Here is a 16,461-nt window from a genome sequence, read left to right on the forward strand (position 1 = left end):
AGGTCCCCGTCCCGGCCGTGTAACAGGGGGCCGTGCCGCGCGTAACACGGCCGAAGCACGCTGAACGGTATGCAGAACACCGCCACGCCCACGCACTGTCCGTACTGCGCCCTGCAGTGCGGGATGAACCTGACGCCCGCGCCGGACGGGACCGTCGAGGTGAGCGAGCGCGTGGACTTCCCGGTGAACCGGGGCGCGCTGTGCGGCAAGGGCCGTACGGCACCCGCGGTGCTGGCCTCGGGCGTCCGTCTGACCTCGCCGCTGGTGCGGTCCGGGGGCGAGCTGGTGCCCGCCTCCTGGGACGAGGCGCTGGACCGGATCGCCGCGGGGCTGCGAAGGACGCGCGCGGAGCACGGGCCGGACGGGGTCGGGGTGTTCGGCGGGGGCGGTCTGACGAACGAGAAGGCGTACACGCTCGGCAAGTTCGCGCGGGTCGTGCTCGGCACGTCCCAGATCGACTACAACGGCCGTTTCTGCATGTCGTCGGCGGCCGCCGCCGGCATCAAGGCGTTCGGGCTCGACCGGGGGCTGCCGTTCCCGCTGGAGGACATCCCGAAGACGGGCTGTGTGATCCTCGTCGGATCGAACCTCGCGGAGACCATGCCGCCGTCGCTGCGCTTCTTCAACGAGCTGCGGGAGAACGGCGGCACGCTGATCGTGATCGACCCGCGGCGCACGAAGACCGCCGAGCAGGCGGACCTGCACCTGGCGCCCCGGCCGGGCACCGACCTGGCCCTCGCCCTGGGCCTGCTGCATCTGGTGATCGCCGAGGGGCGGGTGGACGAGGAGTACGTCCAGGAACGCACGGCGGGCTGGGAGGACGCGCGGGCCGCGGCGATGGCGCACTGGCCGGAGTACGTGGAGCGGATCACGGGGGTGTCCGTTCCTGAACTGCGGGAGACCGTACGGCTGTTCTGCGAGCCGGAGTCGGCGATGGTGCTCACCGCGCGCGGGCCCGAGCAGCAGTCCAAGGGCACGGACACGGTGGGCGCGTGGATCAACCTGTGCCTGGCGACCGGCCGGGCGGGCCGTCCGCTGTCCGGGTACGGCTGTCTGACCGGGCAGGGCAACGGGCAGGGCGGACGCGAACACGGGCAGAAGGCCGACCAGTTGCCGGGCTACCGCAAGCTCGACGATCCGGCGGCGCGGGCGCATGTCGCCGAGGTGTGGGGAGTGGACCCGGATTCGCTGCCCGGCCCGGGGCGCAGTGCGTACGAGCTGCTGGACGCGCTGGGGACCGACATCAGGTCGCTGCTGCTGATGGCGTCCAACCCGGTGGTGTCGGCGCCGCGTGCCGCGCACATCGAGGAGCGCATCAGGTCGCTGGACTTCCTCGCCGTGTGCGACGTGGTGCTGTCGGAGACGGCAGAGCTGGCGGACGTGGTCCTGCCGGTCACGCAGTGGGCGGAGGAGACGGGCACGACGACGAACCTGGAGGGCAGGGTGCTGCTGCGGCGGCGGGCGATCACGCCGCCCTCCGGTGTGCGCAGCGACCTGGAGGTCCTCCACGAACTCGCCGCCCGGCTGGGCGTGGAGAAGGGCTTCCCGACCGACCCCGAGGAGGTCTTCGAGGAACTGCGCCGCGCGAGTGCGGGCGGCCCGGCGGACTACTCGGGGATCACGTACCGCAGGCTGGTGGAGGAGGACGGGGTGTTCTGGCCTTGTCCGGGTGCTGCGGAGGCGGTGGAGCCGGAGGCCGCGGGTGACACGGCGGCCGTGGCCCACCCCGGCACCCCCCGCCTCTTCCTCGACCGGTTCGCGACTCCCGACGGCCGTGCCCGGTTCGTTCCGGTCTCGCATCGTGCGATCGCCGAGGAACCGGACGACGAGTACCCCGTGCTGCTGACCACCGGGCGGGTCGTGGCGCAGTATCAGTCCGGGGCGCAGACTCGGCGCGTGGCGGAGCTGAACGCCGCGGCGCCCGGGCCGTTCGTGGAGTTGCATCCGCGGCTGGCGGCGCGGCTCGGGGCGGCCGAGGGGGATCCGATCGCCGTCGTGTCGCGGCGGGGCCGGGCCGTGGCGCCCGCGAGGATCACGAACGCCATCCGCCCCGACACCGTGTTCATGCCCTTCCACTGGCCGGGCGAGGGCCGCGCCAACACCCTCACCAACCCCGCGCTCGACCCGACCTCCCGGATGCCGGAGTTCAAGGCGTGTGCGGTGCGGCTGGAGGCCGTGCGGGGCTGAGCGGGCGGGGGCTAGCGCCGGGCCAGGGCCAGGGCCTCGCCGAGGTCGGGGATGTCGTCCCGGCTGCGGAGCGCTGTCGCCGCCGTCAGATGGCCGAGGCGCAGGCGGGACTCCTCGTCGGCGTCCCGCAGGACCCCTGACAGATACCCGGCGGCGAAGGCATCGCCCGCGCCGACCGGTTCCACTACCTCGACGGCGAGGGCAGGCGCGAAGGTGGCCTCACCCGCCGCGTACGACGTGGCGCCGTGCTCCGCGTCCTTGACGACGACGAGCGGTGCCGGGGCGAGCAGGCCCGCGATGTCGTCGGGGTGGGCCGTGCCCCACAGTTCCTCGGCCTCGTCACGCCCGACGAACACCAGGTCCGCGGCACGGGCCAGGTCCCGCAGCACCGATGCGGCGTCGGCGTTCCGGCCGCTCCACAGGGCGGGGCGGTGGTTGACGTCGAAGGAGACCAGCGGCCGGGGCCCCGCGTCGTCCCACGGGGTACGGCGTACGACGATCTCCTCCAGCAGCCGGGCGCAACCGCCGGACAGCGCCGCGGTGATGCCCGACACGTGCACGATCCGCGGCCCCAGCAGCTCGGGCGCACCGGCCAGCTCCGGCCCCATGTGGGCGGCGGCCGATCCGCTCCGGTAGTACAGGGGCCGGGTGGCGTCCGGGCCCGGGTCCTTGAAGTACACGCCGGTCGGATGCGCCGGGTCGACGGCGACGGCGCCCACCTCGACGCCCCGGGCGGCGAGTTCGGAGCGGATGCGCCGCCCGAACGCGTCATCGCCCACGCGGCTCAGCCAGGCCGCGCGATGCCCGAGCGCGGCCAGTCCACAGGCCACGTTGGACTCGGCGCCGCCGACGGAGAGGCGCAGCGCGGACTGGTCGGCGAGCGGCCGGTCGTCCGGCGGGCTGAGCACGGCCATGGTCTCGCCGAGACACACGACGTCCGCCGGCACGGGCTCGGGGGATACGGCGGTCGGGTGGGACACGGAGTTCTCCTACGGGAACGGGAAACCTGGGACTACAGGCCTGCTGTCAGAGGACGACCGGTGCTCCCCCGCCGAGCCGCAGCATCACCTTGCTGCTCGCGCTCGCCGGGTCCGCCGCGACCGTGAGGGCCCGCTCGGCCTGTTCCAGGGGGAAGCGGTGGCTGATGACGGGTGAGACGTCCAGGCCGTCGCGCAGTGCGGTCAGGGCGTCGTCGATCTCGTCGACGAAACGGTAGGAGCCGATCCAGGTGATCTCCCGGGTGACCAGGTCGCCCAGGACGGCGGGCTCGGCCGTGCCCGGCAGGTTCCCGACCTGTACGAGGGTGCCGCCCCGGGCCGTGGCCCGCAGGACGGCCCCCAGCGCGGCCGGTGCGCCGGACGCCTCGAAGACGACGTCGATGTCCTGCGGCAGTTCCTCGCCCCGGGAGACGTCGACCGTCGTGTCGGCGCCCATCCGGCGGGCCACGGCGAGCGACGCGGAGGACAGGTCGGCGGCGCACACCGAGTCCGCGCCGCGGTACTTCGCGGCCGCGACGACCAGCGACCCGATCGGACCGGCCCCGTTGACCAGGACCGTACGGCCGCGCAGCGACGGCACCCGGCCCACGGCGTGCAGGGCGACCGCCAGCGGCTCCGCGAGGGCCCCCGACTCGGTGTCCACGCCCTCGGGCAGTGGCCGGACCTGGGCCGCAGGGACCGTACGGAACTCGCTGAACCCGCCGTCGGTGTGCGGGGTGAGGGCCGCCGAGCCGAAGTAGCGGACCCGCTCGTGGAGGTTGGTGCGCCCGGCGAGCCGCTCCGAGGGCTCGCCGACGAGCTGGGCGGGGTGGACGGTGACGGGCTGTCCCTCCGACAGGCCGGTCACGCCGGAGCCCAGCGCCGCGACCCGGCCGGCGAACTCATGGCCGAGGACCAGCGGGTGGGCGAGGGCGGCGGTGCCGGAGGCGCCCTTCTTCCAGTACGCGACGTCGGAGCCGCAGATGCCGCCCCACTCCAGGGCGAGCAGTACCTCGTCCCGCGCGGGCTCGGGCCGGGGCCGCTCGTCGATCCTGACGTCACCGGCGCCGTGCACGACGACGGCCTTCATGGCGGTGACAGTGGTCATACGGCGTCCTCCAGGCGGACCAGGTCGCGTCCGCGCGTCTCGGGCGAGAGCAGCGCGCTGACGAGGGTGATGAGGGAGTAGACGACGAGCATCGCCGCGATGGGCCACCAGCTTCCGGTGGCGGCGGTGAGGCTCGCCGCGAGGACCGGCCCGATCGCGGTGGCGAGGACGCCGCCGATCTCCTTGGCCAGCGCGAGCTGGGTGAACCGGGTGCGGGAGCCGAAGAGTTCGGCCATGGTCACGCTCTCCAGCGCGAACAGTCCGAGGACGCCGAGGTTCAGGCCCAGGACCATGCCGAGCATCAGGGCGGGCGTGCTGCCCGAGGTGATGAGCATCATGAGCGGGAAGGCGGTGAGGACCGTCAGCGAGGTGAGCGCCAGATACATCCGGCGGCGTCCGAAGCGGTCGCCGAGCATGCCGATGGCCGGCACCGTGAGGAAGCCCAGCAGCGAGCCGTACACGATGGCGTCGGTGGGTACGGAGCGTTCGGCCGCGAGTTCGGTGGCGATGTAGCCGACGAGGAACGTCTGGATCAGCCCGGAGTTGCCGGCCTGCCCGAAGCGCAGTCCGAGCGCCAGGAAGAACGCCTTGCCCTTGCGCTGCTTCAGGCCCGCCTCCAGCAGACCGGCGTCGTCGTCCGCCCCCTTCGTGACGGCCGTCTCCACCTCGCGCCGGCTCATCGCGACACCGCCCACGACGTCGGGCCGCTCCTCGAAGACCGGGCTCTCCTTGAGGTTGCGCCGCAGCCACACCGCGAACAGCAGCAGTCCGAAGCTCAGCAGGAAGGGCAGCCGCCAGCCCCAGGACAGCAGCTGCTCCTCGCTGAGCACGGCGAGCAGCACGGCCCACAGCCCGGAGGCGGCGAGCGTCCCCGAGTTGGTGCCCAGCGACACCAGCGAGGCGACCAGACCGCGTTGCTTCGTCGGGGCGTACTCGGCGAGCATCACCGTCGCGCCCGCGATCTCCGCGCCCGCGCCGAACCCCTGGGCGAGCCGCAGGACGACGAGCAGGACGGGCGCCAGGATGCCTATGGTCGCGTAGGTGGGCAGGACGCCGATGAGGGTGGTCGAGGCGCCCATCAGCAGGATGGTGATCGTCAGGACCTTCTTGCGGCCGAGCCGGTCGCCCATTCTCCCGAAGTAGACCGCGCCGGCGAGCCGGGCGACATAGCCGACGCCGTAGGTGGCCATCGCGGCGATGAGGCCGATGGCGGGGCTGACGTCCGGGAAGAAGATCTTGTTGAAGACGATCGCGGCCGCCAGCGAGTACAGCTGGAAGTCCATGAACTCCATGGCCGTGCCCAGCCAGCCGGAGACGGCGGCCTTGGTCAGGTCACGGGTGGTGCGTCGCACGCCGCCAGCCGGCTCGGCCGTGGTCGTGGTGTCCTTCATCGTGAACTCCGTTGTTCGACAGACGAGTTGATGGAGAAGGTGTGCTCAGATGTCCACGTGTCCGGCGCGCAGGGCCGGGAGGCGCCGTACGACGGCGGTGACGAGCCCGGAGTCGCCGGCGAGGTCGGGCGCGCCGACGGTGGTGAGGAGCGCGCGGACGGCGGCCTTGTCGTCCGCTCCGGTGTGCCAGCAGGCGGTGAGGGCGTCCCGGGCGGGGTCCGGGATGTCGTGGTCCCGGGTGAGGTGCGCCCAGCCGGCCAGGGCGAGTTCGAGGACCGGGGTGGCCGTACCGCGCTCGCGCAGGGCGCGCAGGGCCGGCAGCCAGCGTTCGGTGATCTTGAGCGAGCCGTCCGAGGCGATCTGCCGCAGCAGGTGGCGCATGGCCGGGTTGCGGAAACGGGTGACCAGGTCGTCGGCGTACCGGCCGGGGTCCGGGCCGCCGTCCGGCAGGGTGGGCGCGACCTCGGCGCACAGGGACCTGACCAGCCGCTCGCCCCAGCCGTCGGCCATCGCGTCGGCGACGGTGGCGCGGCCCGCGGCGATTCCGAGGAACGCGAGGGCCGAGTGCGAGCCGTTGAGCAGCCGCAGCTTGGTGAGCTGGTAGGGCGCGACAACGGGCACGAGGAGGGCGCCGTCCAGCTCCCACGGGGGACGCGGGGCCGTGAAGCGGTCCTCCAGGACCCACTGCCGGTACGGTTCGCCACTCACGGGCAGGGCGTCGTGGACGCCCAGCGCGGTGGCCGTCGCCGTGAGGTCTCCGGGGGCGGTGGCGGGGACGATCCGGTCCACCACGGTGGCGGGGAAGGCCACCTGCCGGTCGAGCAGGTCCAGGACCTGATCCCGGTCTCGGCCGCCCGCGGCGCGCACCGCGTCCTGGACCGCGGTCCGCAGCACGGCGCCGTTGTCCGCCATGTTGTCGCAGGACACGACGCTGACCGGGGCCGCACCGGAGCGCATCCGCGCGGCCAGCCCGGCGGCGAGGCGCCCGACGACCGTGTCCGGGCCGGCGGCCCGGTAGCCCTTCTCCGTGATCGTCAGCGTCACCACCGTCACCTCGGGGTCGGTGAGCAGGGTGTCGACGGCCGCCCCGTCCCGCCCGAGCGCGTACGCGCCGGTGAGCGCGCCGACGACCCGGGGGGCGGCGCCTTCGTCCCGGCGCTCGGTCACCGAGTACAGGCAGTCCTGGGCGCGCAGGGCGTCGACGGTCGCCGTCGAGCGGGGAGCGACGGCGGCGATGCCCCAGGGCTCGCCGGAGTGGGCTGCGGCGTTCTCGGTGTAGAAGGCCTGGTGGGCCCGGTGGAAGGCGCCGATGCCGAAGTGGACGACGCGGGTACGCAGTCCGGCGGGGTCCACGCGGGGGCGCGAGGCGGTCGGGAGGGCGCCGAGCGCGGCACGGTTCAGCTGGTTCACGTGGTTCACGCCGCTCACCAGTCGTGCACCGAGCCGTCGAGACGGCGGGCGACCGGGAGGTAGCGCCGCTGGTACGGGAAGCGCTCGGCGGCCTTCTCGTCGTACTCGACCCCGAGGCCCGGCGCGTCCGAGGGGTGCAGCATGCCGTCGGCGAAGGTGACGCCCGTGCGGAAGACCTCGGCGGCCTCGTCGGGGTGGCCCATGTGCTCCTGGATGCCGAAGTTCGGCACGGCCAGGTCGAGGTGCACGGCCGCGGCCATGCTGACCGGGGAGAGGTCGGTGGCGCCGTGCGAGCCGGTGCGTACGTGGTAGAGCGCGGCGAGGTCGAAGATCCGGCGGAGGTGGGTGATGCCGCCCGCGTGGACCACGGTCGTGCGCACGTAGTCGATGAGCTGCTCGGTGATGAGGTGCTGGACGTCCCAGATCGAGTTGAACACCTCGCCGACGGCGATCGGTGTCGTGGTGTGCTGCCGTATGAGACGGAAGGCCTCCTGGTTCTCGGCCGGGGTGGGGTCCTCCATCCAGAACAGCCGGCAGGCCTCGACGCTCTTGCCGAAGCGGGCCGCCTCGATCGGGGTCAGCCGGTGGTGCACGTCGTGCAGGAGGTGGAAGCCGAAGCCGAAGCGCTCCCGTACGGCCTCCAGGTAGGCCGGCGCGAAGCCGAGGTAGGCCTCGGTGTCCCAGGGCTGCTCGTCGGGCAGATCGGTCGCGGCCGGTTCGTAGACCTTGCCCTTGCGGACGCCGTAGGTGCCGCCGACGTCCGGGACGGCCGCCTGGGCGCGTACGGCCTTGTAGCCGAGCTCCAGATAGCGCTCGACGTCGTCGAGCAGGGAGGGCACGTCCGTGCCGCTGGCGTGTGAGTAGACCAGGACGCCGTCCCGGGACCGGCCGCCGAGCAGCTCGTACACGGGGAGTCCGGCGGTCTTGCCCTTGATGTCCCACAGGGCCGTGTCGACGGCGGCGATGGCCGTCATGGTGACCGGGCCGCGCCGCCAGTAGGCGCCCTTGTAGAGGTACTGCCAGGTGTCCTCGATGCGCGCCGGGTCGCGGCCGATCAGCAGCGGGGCGAGATGGTCGCGCAGATAGCTCGCCACGGCCAGCTCGCGCCCGTTGAGCGTGGCGTCGCCGAGGCCGGTCACCCCGTCCGAGGTAGTGACGCGCAGGGTGACGAACGTGCGGCCCGGGGAGGCGACGAAGACCTCGACGCGCTCGATGGTGCTCACTGAGGGCTCTCCTTACGGCGGCCGGTGACGGGCGGCTCCTTGTCGTGCAGTACTTGTATACAAGCATCTGTCGCACAGGCGAGCAATACCCTCGCTTCGATACGTAGGATGTGCACATGGCCCAGACGAACCGGCGGACCAGCCGGCGCTCCATCTACCTGAAGCTGCGTCAGATGGTGCTGACCCTCGAACTCCCCCCGGGTGCCGCGCTGTCGGAGAACGAGCTGGCCGCGTCCCTCGGCGTGAGCCGCACGCCGGTGCGGGAGAGCCTGATCCTGCTCGCCCAGGACGGGCTGGTGCAGATCTTCCCCAAGATCGGGTCCTTCGTGTCCCGGGTGGACCCGGCGCAGGTCGCGGACGCGCAGTTCCTGCGGGAGGCCGTCGAACTGGCCTCGCTGGACGCCCTGCCGTCCGAGCTGGACGCGTCGGTCGTGGCGGAACTGCGGGACAACCTCGCCCGTCAGCAGCGCACACCGCTGGACCTGGAGGAGTTCTTCGAGCTGGACGAGGCCTTCCACCACGGCCTGATGCGGCTGGGCGGCCACGGCAATGTGTGGACGACGGTCGCCGCGGCCAAGGGCCACCTGGACCGGGCCCGCCGGCTGGGCCTGCACGAGAACGTCTCACCCGCGGTCTTCGCCGACCAGCACCGGGAGATCTTCGACGCGGTAGTCGGCGGCGACCTCACGCTGGCCCGCGCGGCCATGCGCACGCACCTGCGCGCCGTCTTCAGCGACATCGAGCGCATCCGGGCGCACTCACCGGAGCTCTTCGCGACCGGCTCCTCGTCCGTGCCGGTGCGGCGCAACGTGGTGGTCTGGGAGTAGGCGGAGCGGGATGCCCCGGGACAGGCCTCGGTGGTGTCCGCACCCGAACCGCGGACACCACCGAGAGTCGTGAAGGGGCCGCTCAGCCCACGTCGACGGCGCTCCAGGCGGCGGCCACCGCCTTCTGCTCCGTGCTGCCGTTGCCGTAGAGGTCCTTCGCGGCGTTCAGGGTCGCCTTGCGGGCGGCCGCGTAGTCGGTCGAGGACGTCATGTAGACCGTCAGGGCGCGGTACCAGATCTTGCCCAGCTTGGCCTTGCCGATGCCCTTGACCGTGGTGCCGTCGCAGGTCGGGGAGGAGTGGCTGACGCCGTTGATCGTCTTGGTGCCGCTGCCCTCGGCGAGCAGGTAGGCGAAGTGGTTGCCGATGCCCGAGGAGTAGTGCACGTCGAGGTCGGCGGCCTTGTCGCTCCAGCAGTCGGCGGACTTCCCGTCCTTCGACGGCTTGTCCATGCGGCGCAGGGCCTCCCGGCCGAGCCCGGAGCGGACGACCTTCTCGCCGATGAGCCAGTCACCGGGGTCCTTGGCGTTGTTCGCGTGGAACTCCACCAGCGTGCCGAAGATGTCCGAGGTGGCCTCGTTCAGTCCGCCGGACTCGCCCGAGTACGTCAGTGCCGCGGTCTTCGAGGTGACGCCGTGGGACATCTCGTGCCCGGCGACGTCCAGCGACACCAGCGGTCCGAGCTGCTTGCCGTCGCCGTCGCCGTACGTCATGCAGAAGCAGTTGTCGTCCCAGAAGGCGTTGTTGTAGTTCTTGCCGTAGTGGACGCGGTTGAAGGAGCCCTTGCCGTCGCCGGCTATGCCGCTGCGGCCGTGGACGTTCTTGTAGTAGTCCCAGGTGACGTCCGTGCCGTACTGCGCGTCCACCGCCACCGTGGCGCGGTCGGAGGTCGTGCCCGTGGCCCAGTGGTTGTCCGCGTCGGTGAAGAGCGTCGCGGGGGCGCGGGTCACGCAGACAGTCAGCAGGCACCGGTCCGTCTTGTTCTCCGCGTCGCCGGTGTACGTGCCGCCGCGCGTCGCGTCCTTCAGACCGTACGACGACCCGGACTTCGTCGTGTTCAGCGCGACCGTGCCGCCGTAGAGGGACTTGCCGTCGCCCGACACCGTCTCCATGGTGTCCCAGGCGTCGATCTGGTCGCCGGTCGTCGCGTCGGTCAGCACCGTGCGCCCGACCGGGTTGCCGAGTCCGTCGTGCGCGACCGCGTCGGTCTGCCAGGCCAGCTTCGGGGCGCCGTGCAGGGCGTCGACGACCAGGCGCGGCTTGGCGGTCAGCTTCTTCAGGGTCTCGCCGAGGTGTGCGGCGCGCAGCAGGCTCGCGGCCAGGTCGGCGGCCTTCGGGGCGGTCACCTTCGGGGTGACGCGGGCTATGGAGAGCGCGGACTTCGTCGCGCGGTTCGCGCCGCGGTAGCTGCCGTCCGGGTTCAGGTGGAGCACGAAGTCGCCGCCGAGGACCGGGAGTCGGTGATAGGTGCGGTCGTAGCGGACGTGCTGGGTACCGTCCTCGTCGACGACCACGTCCCGGGCCTTCGTCCCCTGGGCCGCTCCCAGGCCCAGTTCCGCGGCCCGGTCGGCGAGGACCGCCTCCGCGCTCTCGATCGCGTCGGACCGGGTCGGCCGTTCGTCCGCCTGGGCGGTGGGGGAAAGCACGGCGGCCACCAGGGCGCCGATGCCGGTGGCGGCCACGCCTGCGGTGGCGAGACGGGAACCTCGGACGGGACGTATCCGACTCATCGGTCTCCTCATACGGGCGCACCCGGTCGCGTGGGGTCGACCGGGGGCGGCGTTGATGTTGACCGCGAGTTAAGGCGGCCCGGACATGGCGTGTCCATAGGCCCGTTGTGCAGGTGTGTGAGGGTGCAGAATCGTTCCTGTGACCCTCCCTTTCTTCGTCTACGGAACGCTCCGCCCCGGCGAGGTCAACCACGGCCTCTTCCTGCGCGGCCGCACCCGCTCCGAGGAAGCGGGCCGGCTCGCGGGGGCGGTGCTGTACGAGGGGCCGGGCTATCCGTACGCGGTCGAGGAGCCGGGCGGGGGCGGCACGGTGAGCGGGGAGTTGATCACCGCCCTGCCGGAGTCGTACGGGGCGCTGCTCGCGGAGCTGGACCGGCTGGAGGACTACGTGCCGGGCGACCCGGACAGCCTGTATCTGCGCGTGGAGCGGAAGGTCGTCCGGGAGCTGGACGGGGCGACCGTGCGGGCCTGGGTGTATGTGGCGGGGCCGGGGGTGGCGGCGCGGCTGCGGGAGAGGGGGAGGCGGATCGAGGGCGGGGAGTGGCGGGGGTGAGGACACCCCTCGCCGTCCCGTCACCGCGCGCCCGCGCCACCGTCGGCTCACCGGCCGGGGGGGACGGCCTACAGCTGGTCCCCCATGACGGCCGGCTCCGGAGGATGCCGCCCGCCACCGTCCTTGATGTCCTGCTCGCAGGTCCGCCGGTCGTAGGACTGGTCGTTGGGGATCAGCAGCACTCCGGCGACCTGCTCAGGGTGCTCGACGTCGAGCCAGGCCTCGCCTGTGGGGTCACCGCCCGGCCCGAACGCCTCGGCCGCGTGGACCGTCTCGCACCCCAGCGCCACGCGCTTCTCATCGACCGCGCAGGCGTCCACCGCGGGGTCGGACATCTCGTCGGCCCCGTCGAAGCGGAAGCGGAAGCTGACCCAGTCGCCTTCGGAGGGCACCTGCGGGTGGGGCTCCAGACGCCAGTCGACGACCTCGGCGGTGACGCCGAGAGGCCGCCCGAACGGGTCCTCGACCTGTACCTTGCCCCGGGCCTCACCGCGCTCCGCCGTCGTGTCGGTGCAGCCCCAGGAGGCGGAGCAGCCCGACAGGGCGAGCACCACCAGAGCCGACGCGGCGCCGGCGAGCAGCCGTGCGGTGAACACGCGGGCGACCTCCTGTCGGGGTGGAGCGGCGCAGTGTATCGCGGGGCCTCGGCCCGCTGAGTGCCGTCAAGCGCCGTCGGATCAGGGGCGCGGGTCAGCCCCCGTACGGGCGCCTCTTCCGGGCCTCCCGCAACGTCTCGCCCCACCACACCAGTTGGTCCAGCATGGTCTTCGCCGCGGCGTCCGGGGCCGTGGGGTCGCGCAGGGTTCCCCCGTCGTCGAAGGACGCGCCCGCGTTGTGGAAGGAGACGGTGTCGCGGACCGTCACGGCGTGGAGTTCGGCGAAGACCTGGCGGAGGTGTTCCACCGCGCGCAGGCCGCCGGAGAGGCCGCCGTAGGAGACGAGGGCGACCGGCTTGGCCTGCCACTCGGTGAAGTGCCAGTCGATGAGGTTCTTCAGGCCCGCCGGGTAGGAGTGGTTGTACTCGGGGGTGAGGATGACGAAGGCGTCCGCGCGGGCCAGCTTCGGGGTGATGCCGGAGAGGGCGGCGGTCGCCCCGGGGGTCGGTTCGAAGGTCATCGGCAGCTCGGCCTCGGCGACGTCCACGACCTCGGCGACCAGGTCGTCCCGGTCCCGGAGATGACCGAGGAGCCAGTCGGCCACGACGGGACCGAAGCGGCCGTGGCGGTTGCTGCCGACGACGAGGGTCACCCGGAGGGGCTCGGTCGTGGGCAGGGCAGCGGTGGGTGTGTGCGTAACGGCTGAGTTCATGCGGCACAGCCTCATACCTCAACCTTTGTCGAGGTCAAGCCCGGACGCACTCCCTGGCCGGGTCACCCGTTCACACGCGCTCGTCAGGCTTTTCCGGTACGGCCCTCGGTATCGCCCTTGACCTGCCGAAACACGCTCCGGCGGACTGCTGGGGCCGGCATGCCCGACACCCGTTCACCCCAATTCTGACGCCCCCTCAGAAAGCGCGGCCGCCGCGCTGCCCGTTACCTCGGAAGGGCAGGTGCACGAACGAACCGCTCGAAGGAGCACCGATGCGACGTACCGCCCGGCCGCTGGCCGGCACCGCGCTCGCCGTCGCCGCCGCGGCCCTCGCCGCCGCTCCCGCGTACGGCGCCGCCGGCGGCCTGGAGGTCTCCCCCTCCTCGGCGGCCCCGGGCGGGCAGGTCACCGTGCGCGCGGCGGCCTGCGGCGACGGCGGTACGGCGACGGGTGACGCCAGCGCGGTCGGGGCCGGTTCCCTCAGCCTGGCACCGGGCCCGGGCGGCCCGGACGCGACCGGGCGGTTCAGGGTGCCGCCGAGCGCGCAGCCGGGGACGTACGAGATCACCGTGACGTGCAGCGGGAGCGGCCGGCGGATCACCGGTGATCTGGTGGTCACGCTGACGTCCGTGCGCGGGCAGGTGCATCCCAGGGGGAGTGTGAAGACGGGGGTCGGCGGCGCCCTGGGCCCCGATCCCGTACAGACCGCGGCCGGTGTGGCGGCCCTCGCCGTCGCCGCCGCGGGCGGTACCTGGCTCCTGCATCGCCGGGCGAGAGGCGACGGGATCTGACGGACACCCTCCGCTGTCCGTCGCCGGTACCGCATGTCCCCTCCCCCTCCGGGTCCGACGCCCCTCGCGGCCCGGAGGGGGGTACGGGGCCCGCAGGGCTCCTGGAACACAGAGGGCAGATCAGGGAGAAAGGGGCCGGCCATGCGCAGATTCCGCATATACGGCAACTCGTTCGGCAACCCGGCCAACGCCGCCATGGCGGCCGTCACGGTGTTCGCCCTGTGCTCCGGGGCATGGCTGCTGCGCCACGGCGCCGAGACACACCCACCGCCCCAGCCGTCCGCGGCGCAGGCCCACGCAGGGCAGGACGGTCAGGACGGTCACGACAGGGAGGCCGAGCAGGCCGGCCGGGCCGGTGAGCGGCATGCCGCGCCCGCGCTGCCGCCCTCGCCGCCCGACCGCATCCGCATCCCGGCGATCCGCGTCGACGCGCCCCTGACCGGGCTCGGCCTGACGAAGACCGGCAGCCTGGACGCACCGCCCGCCGCGCGCGGGAACCTCGCCGGCTGGTACGAGGCCGGGACCACGCCGGGTGAGCGGGGCACCGCGATCGTCGCCGGCCATGTCGACAACGCCGACGGCCCCGCCGTCTTCTACGGCCTGGGCGCCCTGACCAAGGGCAGCACGATCGAGGTGGACCGGCGCGACGGCAGGGTCGCCGTGTTCACCGTGGACGCCGTCGAGGCGTACCCCGCGAAGGACTTCCCCGACCAGAGGGTCTACGGCCCCGCCCGCCGCCCCGAGCTGCGGGTCATCACCTGCGGCGGCGGCTACTCACGGGCCAGCGGCTATCAGGGCAACGTGGTCGTCTTCGCGCACCTGACCGGGAGCCGGTGAGCCGCTCAGGATGTTGGCTCTCCCCCAGTCGCCGAGAGGTTCCAGGGCCCCGTTCAGGGAGACGCCCCGCGGCGTCAGCGAGTACTCCACGCGGGGCGGCACCTCGTCGTACGCCTCGCGATGCACCAGACCGTCGGCCTCCATCTCCCGCAAGTGCGACGCGAGCACCTTCTCGGTGACGCCCGGCAGCCCCCGGCGCAGTTCGCCGAAGCGGCAGGGCCGCTCGTTCAGCGCCCAGAGGATGAGCACCTTCCACTTGCCGCCGATCAGGTCCATCGCCGCGTCGATCCCGCAGACGTACGCACCCGGCCGCCGCCCCGTCGTCCCCATGCCCGAGCCCCTTCCCCTGCTGCCGCCTGCATGCTTCCCCCGGGGTAACCACCCACTTCCAAGTACGTACTTGAGCAGCCCGTTCCCCTCCGACGACTCTAAACGCCATGACTGACAACGCCGTTGTTCCCCGTACGCCCCTCACCCTCCTCGGCACCGGCGCGATGGGCACCGCCCTCGCCCGCGCCTGGCTCGCCGCCGGTCACCCGGTGACCGTCTGGAACCGCACCCCCGCCCGCGCCGAGGCCCTGGCCGCCGAGGGCGCGGCGGTGGCCGCGAGTGCCGCCGAGGCGGTGGCCGCGAGCCGCCTGGTGATCGTCTGCCTGCTCGACGACGCCTCCGTGGGCGAAGCCCTGGAAGGGGCCGATCTGGCGGGCCGCGACCTGGTGAACCTCACGACCGGAACGCCCGCCGAGGGCCGCGCACGCGCCGCCTGGGCCGACGCCCGGGGCGCCCGTTTCCTGGACGGCGGGATCATGGCCGTACCGCCGATGGTGGGGCAGCCGGAAGCAGGCGGCTACGTCTTCTACAGCGGCGCCCCCGAGCTGTTCGAGGAGCACCGCGACACCCTCGCCGTCCCGGTCGGCACACGCTATGTCGGGGCCGACCCGGGCTTCGCCGCACTGCACGACGTGGCGCTGCTGAGCGCGATGAGCGGCATGTTCGCGGGCGTCACACACGCCTTCGCGCTGATCCGCCCGGAGGACATCGCGCCGAAGGACTTCGCGCCGCTGCTCATGGACTGGCTGACCGCGATGGCCCCGGCCGTGCACCAGACCGCCGCCGGGCTGGAGAGCGGCGACTACACCAGGAACGTCGTCTCCAACCTCGCGATGCAGGTCAAAGGCAACGCCACGCTGCTGCGCACGGCCGAGGAGCAGCGGGTCAGCCCGGAGCTGCTGACCCCGTACATGGCGCTGATGGAGCGGCGACTCGCCCAGGGGCACGGCGACGAGGACGGGACGGGGATCGTCGAGCTGCTGGACCTGCGGCGCGAGGCGTCCGCCTAGGCCGGCCACTGCTCGTACGCCAGGTTCGCCACCAGCGCGAACACCACCGTCAGCAGGACGACGCGGACGAAGCCGCTGCCCTTCTTCAGGGCGGTGTGGGCGCCCAGGGTGCCGCCCGCCAGGTTGAAGACGGCCATCAGGGCGGCCAGTTGCCACAGGACCGCGCCCTGCCAGGCGAAGGTGGCGAGGGCGCCCGCGTTGGTGCAGCAGTTGACGATCTTGGCGGTCGCGGAGACCGAGACCAGGTCGAGGTGGAGGACGGCGGTGAGGGCGAGGACCAGGAAGGTACCGGTGCCGGGGCCGATGAGGCCGTCGTAGAAGCCGATGCCGAGGCCCGCGAGGCCGATCGCCGCGAGGATCTGGCGCCGGGTGGCCGGGCCGGTCGCGGGGGCCGTGCCGAAGGCGGGGCGCAGGATCACGAAGGCCGCCACCGCGAGCAGCACCACCATGATCACCGGCTTGAGGACGTCGGTGCTCATCCCGGCCGCGAAGAAGGCCCCGGCGGAGGAGCCGGCGAGGGCGGCGAGACCGATGCGGACCGCTGTCCTCACGTCCACCGGGGCCTTGCGGGCGTATGTCACCGCCGCGCCCGTGGTGCCGACGATGGCGACCGCCTTGTTGGTGCCGAGCGCGTGCGCGGCCGGCGTGTGCGACGGCAGCCCAAGCAGCAGTACCGGCAGCAGCAGAAGCCCGCCGCCGCCGACCACGGCGTCGATCCATCCGGCGGCGAGGGCCGCCAGACACAGCAGGACGATCATGGTCAGCGATATGCCGGGCATG

General features: G+C 72.8%; 16 protein-coding genes. 6 read left to right on the forward strand and 10 right to left on the reverse strand.

Annotated elements, in window-relative coordinates:
• Nucleotides 1-69: 69 nt before the first annotated feature.
• Complete coding sequence (locus tag ACFZBT_RS00450) at nt 70-2,187, forward strand: molybdopterin-dependent oxidoreductase (RefSeq protein WP_391097360.1); 2,118 nt, start codon at nt 70-72, stop codon at nt 2,185-2,187.
• An 11-nt stretch (nt 2,188-2,198) separates the two neighbouring features.
• On the opposite strand, the gene ACFZBT_RS00455 is transcribed toward ACFZBT_RS00450, so the two are convergent.
• Genes ACFZBT_RS00455 through manD form a run of 5 tightly spaced genes read right to left on the reverse strand, consistent with a single transcriptional unit; the run spans nt 2,199 to nt 8,296 of the window.
• A complete protein-coding gene (locus tag ACFZBT_RS00455) occupies nt 2,199-3,167 on the reverse strand; it encodes a PfkB family carbohydrate kinase (RefSeq protein ID WP_391097361.1) in 969 nt (322 codons plus the stop codon).
• Between the two features lie 46 nt (nt 3,168-3,213).
• The gene (locus ACFZBT_RS00460; protein ID WP_391097362.1) at nt 3,214-4,272 is read right to left on the reverse strand and encodes a zinc-binding dehydrogenase; all 1,059 of its coding nucleotides are present in this window, start codon (nt 4,270-4,272) and stop codon (nt 3,214-3,216) included.
• Complete coding sequence (locus tag ACFZBT_RS00465) at nt 4,269-5,663, reverse strand: MFS transporter (protein ID WP_391097363.1); 1,395 nt, start codon at nt 5,661-5,663, stop codon at nt 4,269-4,271. The genes ACFZBT_RS00460 and ACFZBT_RS00465 overlap by 4 nt, the downstream gene beginning before the upstream one ends.
• A 45-nt stretch (nt 5,664-5,708) precedes the next feature.
• Nucleotides 5,709-7,082: a mannitol dehydrogenase family protein gene (locus ACFZBT_RS00470; protein ID WP_391097364.1), complete on the reverse strand. Its 1,374-nt coding sequence runs from the start codon at nt 7,080-7,082 to the stop codon at nt 5,709-5,711.
• A gap of 5 nt (nt 7,083-7,087) precedes the next feature.
• The gene (gene manD, locus ACFZBT_RS00475; protein WP_391097365.1) at nt 7,088-8,296 is read right to left on the reverse strand and encodes a D-mannonate dehydratase ManD; all 1,209 of its coding nucleotides are present in this window, start codon (nt 8,294-8,296) and stop codon (nt 7,088-7,090) included.
• 116 nt (nt 8,297-8,412) lie between these two features.
• Here manD and ACFZBT_RS00480 point away from each other — a divergent pair, with 116 nt between their 5' ends.
• Nucleotides 8,413-9,123, forward strand: a complete 711-nt coding sequence (locus ACFZBT_RS00480) for a GntR family transcriptional regulator (RefSeq protein ID WP_391097366.1) — start codon at nt 8,413-8,415, stop codon at nt 9,121-9,123.
• A gap of 82 nt (nt 9,124-9,205) precedes the next feature.
• Here ACFZBT_RS00480 and ACFZBT_RS00485 read toward each other — a convergent pair whose 3' ends face one another.
• Nucleotides 9,206-10,852, reverse strand: a complete 1,647-nt coding sequence (locus tag ACFZBT_RS00485; RefSeq protein WP_391097367.1) for a M4 family metallopeptidase — start codon at nt 10,850-10,852, stop codon at nt 9,206-9,208.
• A gap of 139 nt (nt 10,853-10,991) precedes the next feature.
• Between ACFZBT_RS00485 and ACFZBT_RS00490 the strand changes: the two genes are divergently transcribed.
• Nucleotides 10,992-11,405 (forward strand): gamma-glutamylcyclotransferase, encoded by a 414-nt coding sequence (locus ACFZBT_RS00490; RefSeq protein ID WP_391097368.1) that lies wholly within the window; start codon nt 10,992-10,994, stop codon nt 11,403-11,405.
• Between the two features lie 68 nt (nt 11,406-11,473).
• Here ACFZBT_RS00490 and ACFZBT_RS00495 read toward each other — a convergent pair whose 3' ends face one another.
• Both ACFZBT_RS00495 and ACFZBT_RS00500 read right to left on the reverse strand, forming a co-directional pair.
• Entirely contained in the window at nt 11,474-12,001 is a 528-nt protein-coding gene (locus ACFZBT_RS00495) for a hypothetical protein (protein WP_391097369.1), read from the reverse strand.
• 94 nt (nt 12,002-12,095) lie between these two features.
• The gene (locus tag ACFZBT_RS00500; protein ID WP_391097370.1) at nt 12,096-12,713 is read right to left on the reverse strand and encodes an NAD(P)H-dependent oxidoreductase; all 618 of its coding nucleotides are present in this window, start codon (nt 12,711-12,713) and stop codon (nt 12,096-12,098) included.
• Nucleotides 12,714-12,985: 272 nt separating this feature from the next.
• Between ACFZBT_RS00500 and ACFZBT_RS00505 the strand changes: the two genes are divergently transcribed.
• Entirely contained in the window at nt 12,986-13,504 is a 519-nt protein-coding gene (locus tag ACFZBT_RS00505) for a hypothetical protein (protein WP_391097371.1), read from the forward strand.
• 141 nt (nt 13,505-13,645) lie between these two features.
• Entirely contained in the window at nt 13,646-14,341 is a 696-nt protein-coding gene (locus ACFZBT_RS00510; protein ID WP_391097372.1) for a class F sortase, read from the forward strand.
• Here ACFZBT_RS00510 and ACFZBT_RS00515 read toward each other — a convergent pair.
• The gene (locus tag ACFZBT_RS00515; protein ID WP_391097373.1) at nt 14,279-14,671 is read right to left on the reverse strand and encodes a winged helix-turn-helix transcriptional regulator; all 393 of its coding nucleotides are present in this window, start codon (nt 14,669-14,671) and stop codon (nt 14,279-14,281) included. The two genes, ACFZBT_RS00510 and ACFZBT_RS00515, sit on opposite strands and share 63 nt — an antisense overlap.
• 107 nt (nt 14,672-14,778) lie before the next feature.
• Between ACFZBT_RS00515 and ACFZBT_RS00520 the strand changes: the two genes are divergently transcribed.
• Entirely contained in the window at nt 14,779-15,681 is a 903-nt protein-coding gene (locus ACFZBT_RS00520) for an NAD(P)-binding domain-containing protein (protein WP_391097374.1), read from the forward strand.
• Here ACFZBT_RS00520 and ACFZBT_RS00525 read toward each other — a convergent pair.
• Nucleotides 15,678-16,460, reverse strand: a complete 783-nt coding sequence (locus ACFZBT_RS00525) for a TSUP family transporter (RefSeq protein ID WP_391097375.1) — start codon at nt 16,458-16,460, stop codon at nt 15,678-15,680. The two genes, ACFZBT_RS00520 and ACFZBT_RS00525, sit on opposite strands and share 4 nt — an antisense overlap.
• Between the last annotated feature and the right edge of the window lies 1 nt (nt 16,461).

Origin of the sequence: Streptomyces sp. NPDC008137 (genome assembly GCF_042957035.1) — a bacterium.
Lineage (GTDB): Bacteria > Actinomycetota > Actinomycetes > Streptomycetales > Streptomycetaceae > Streptomyces.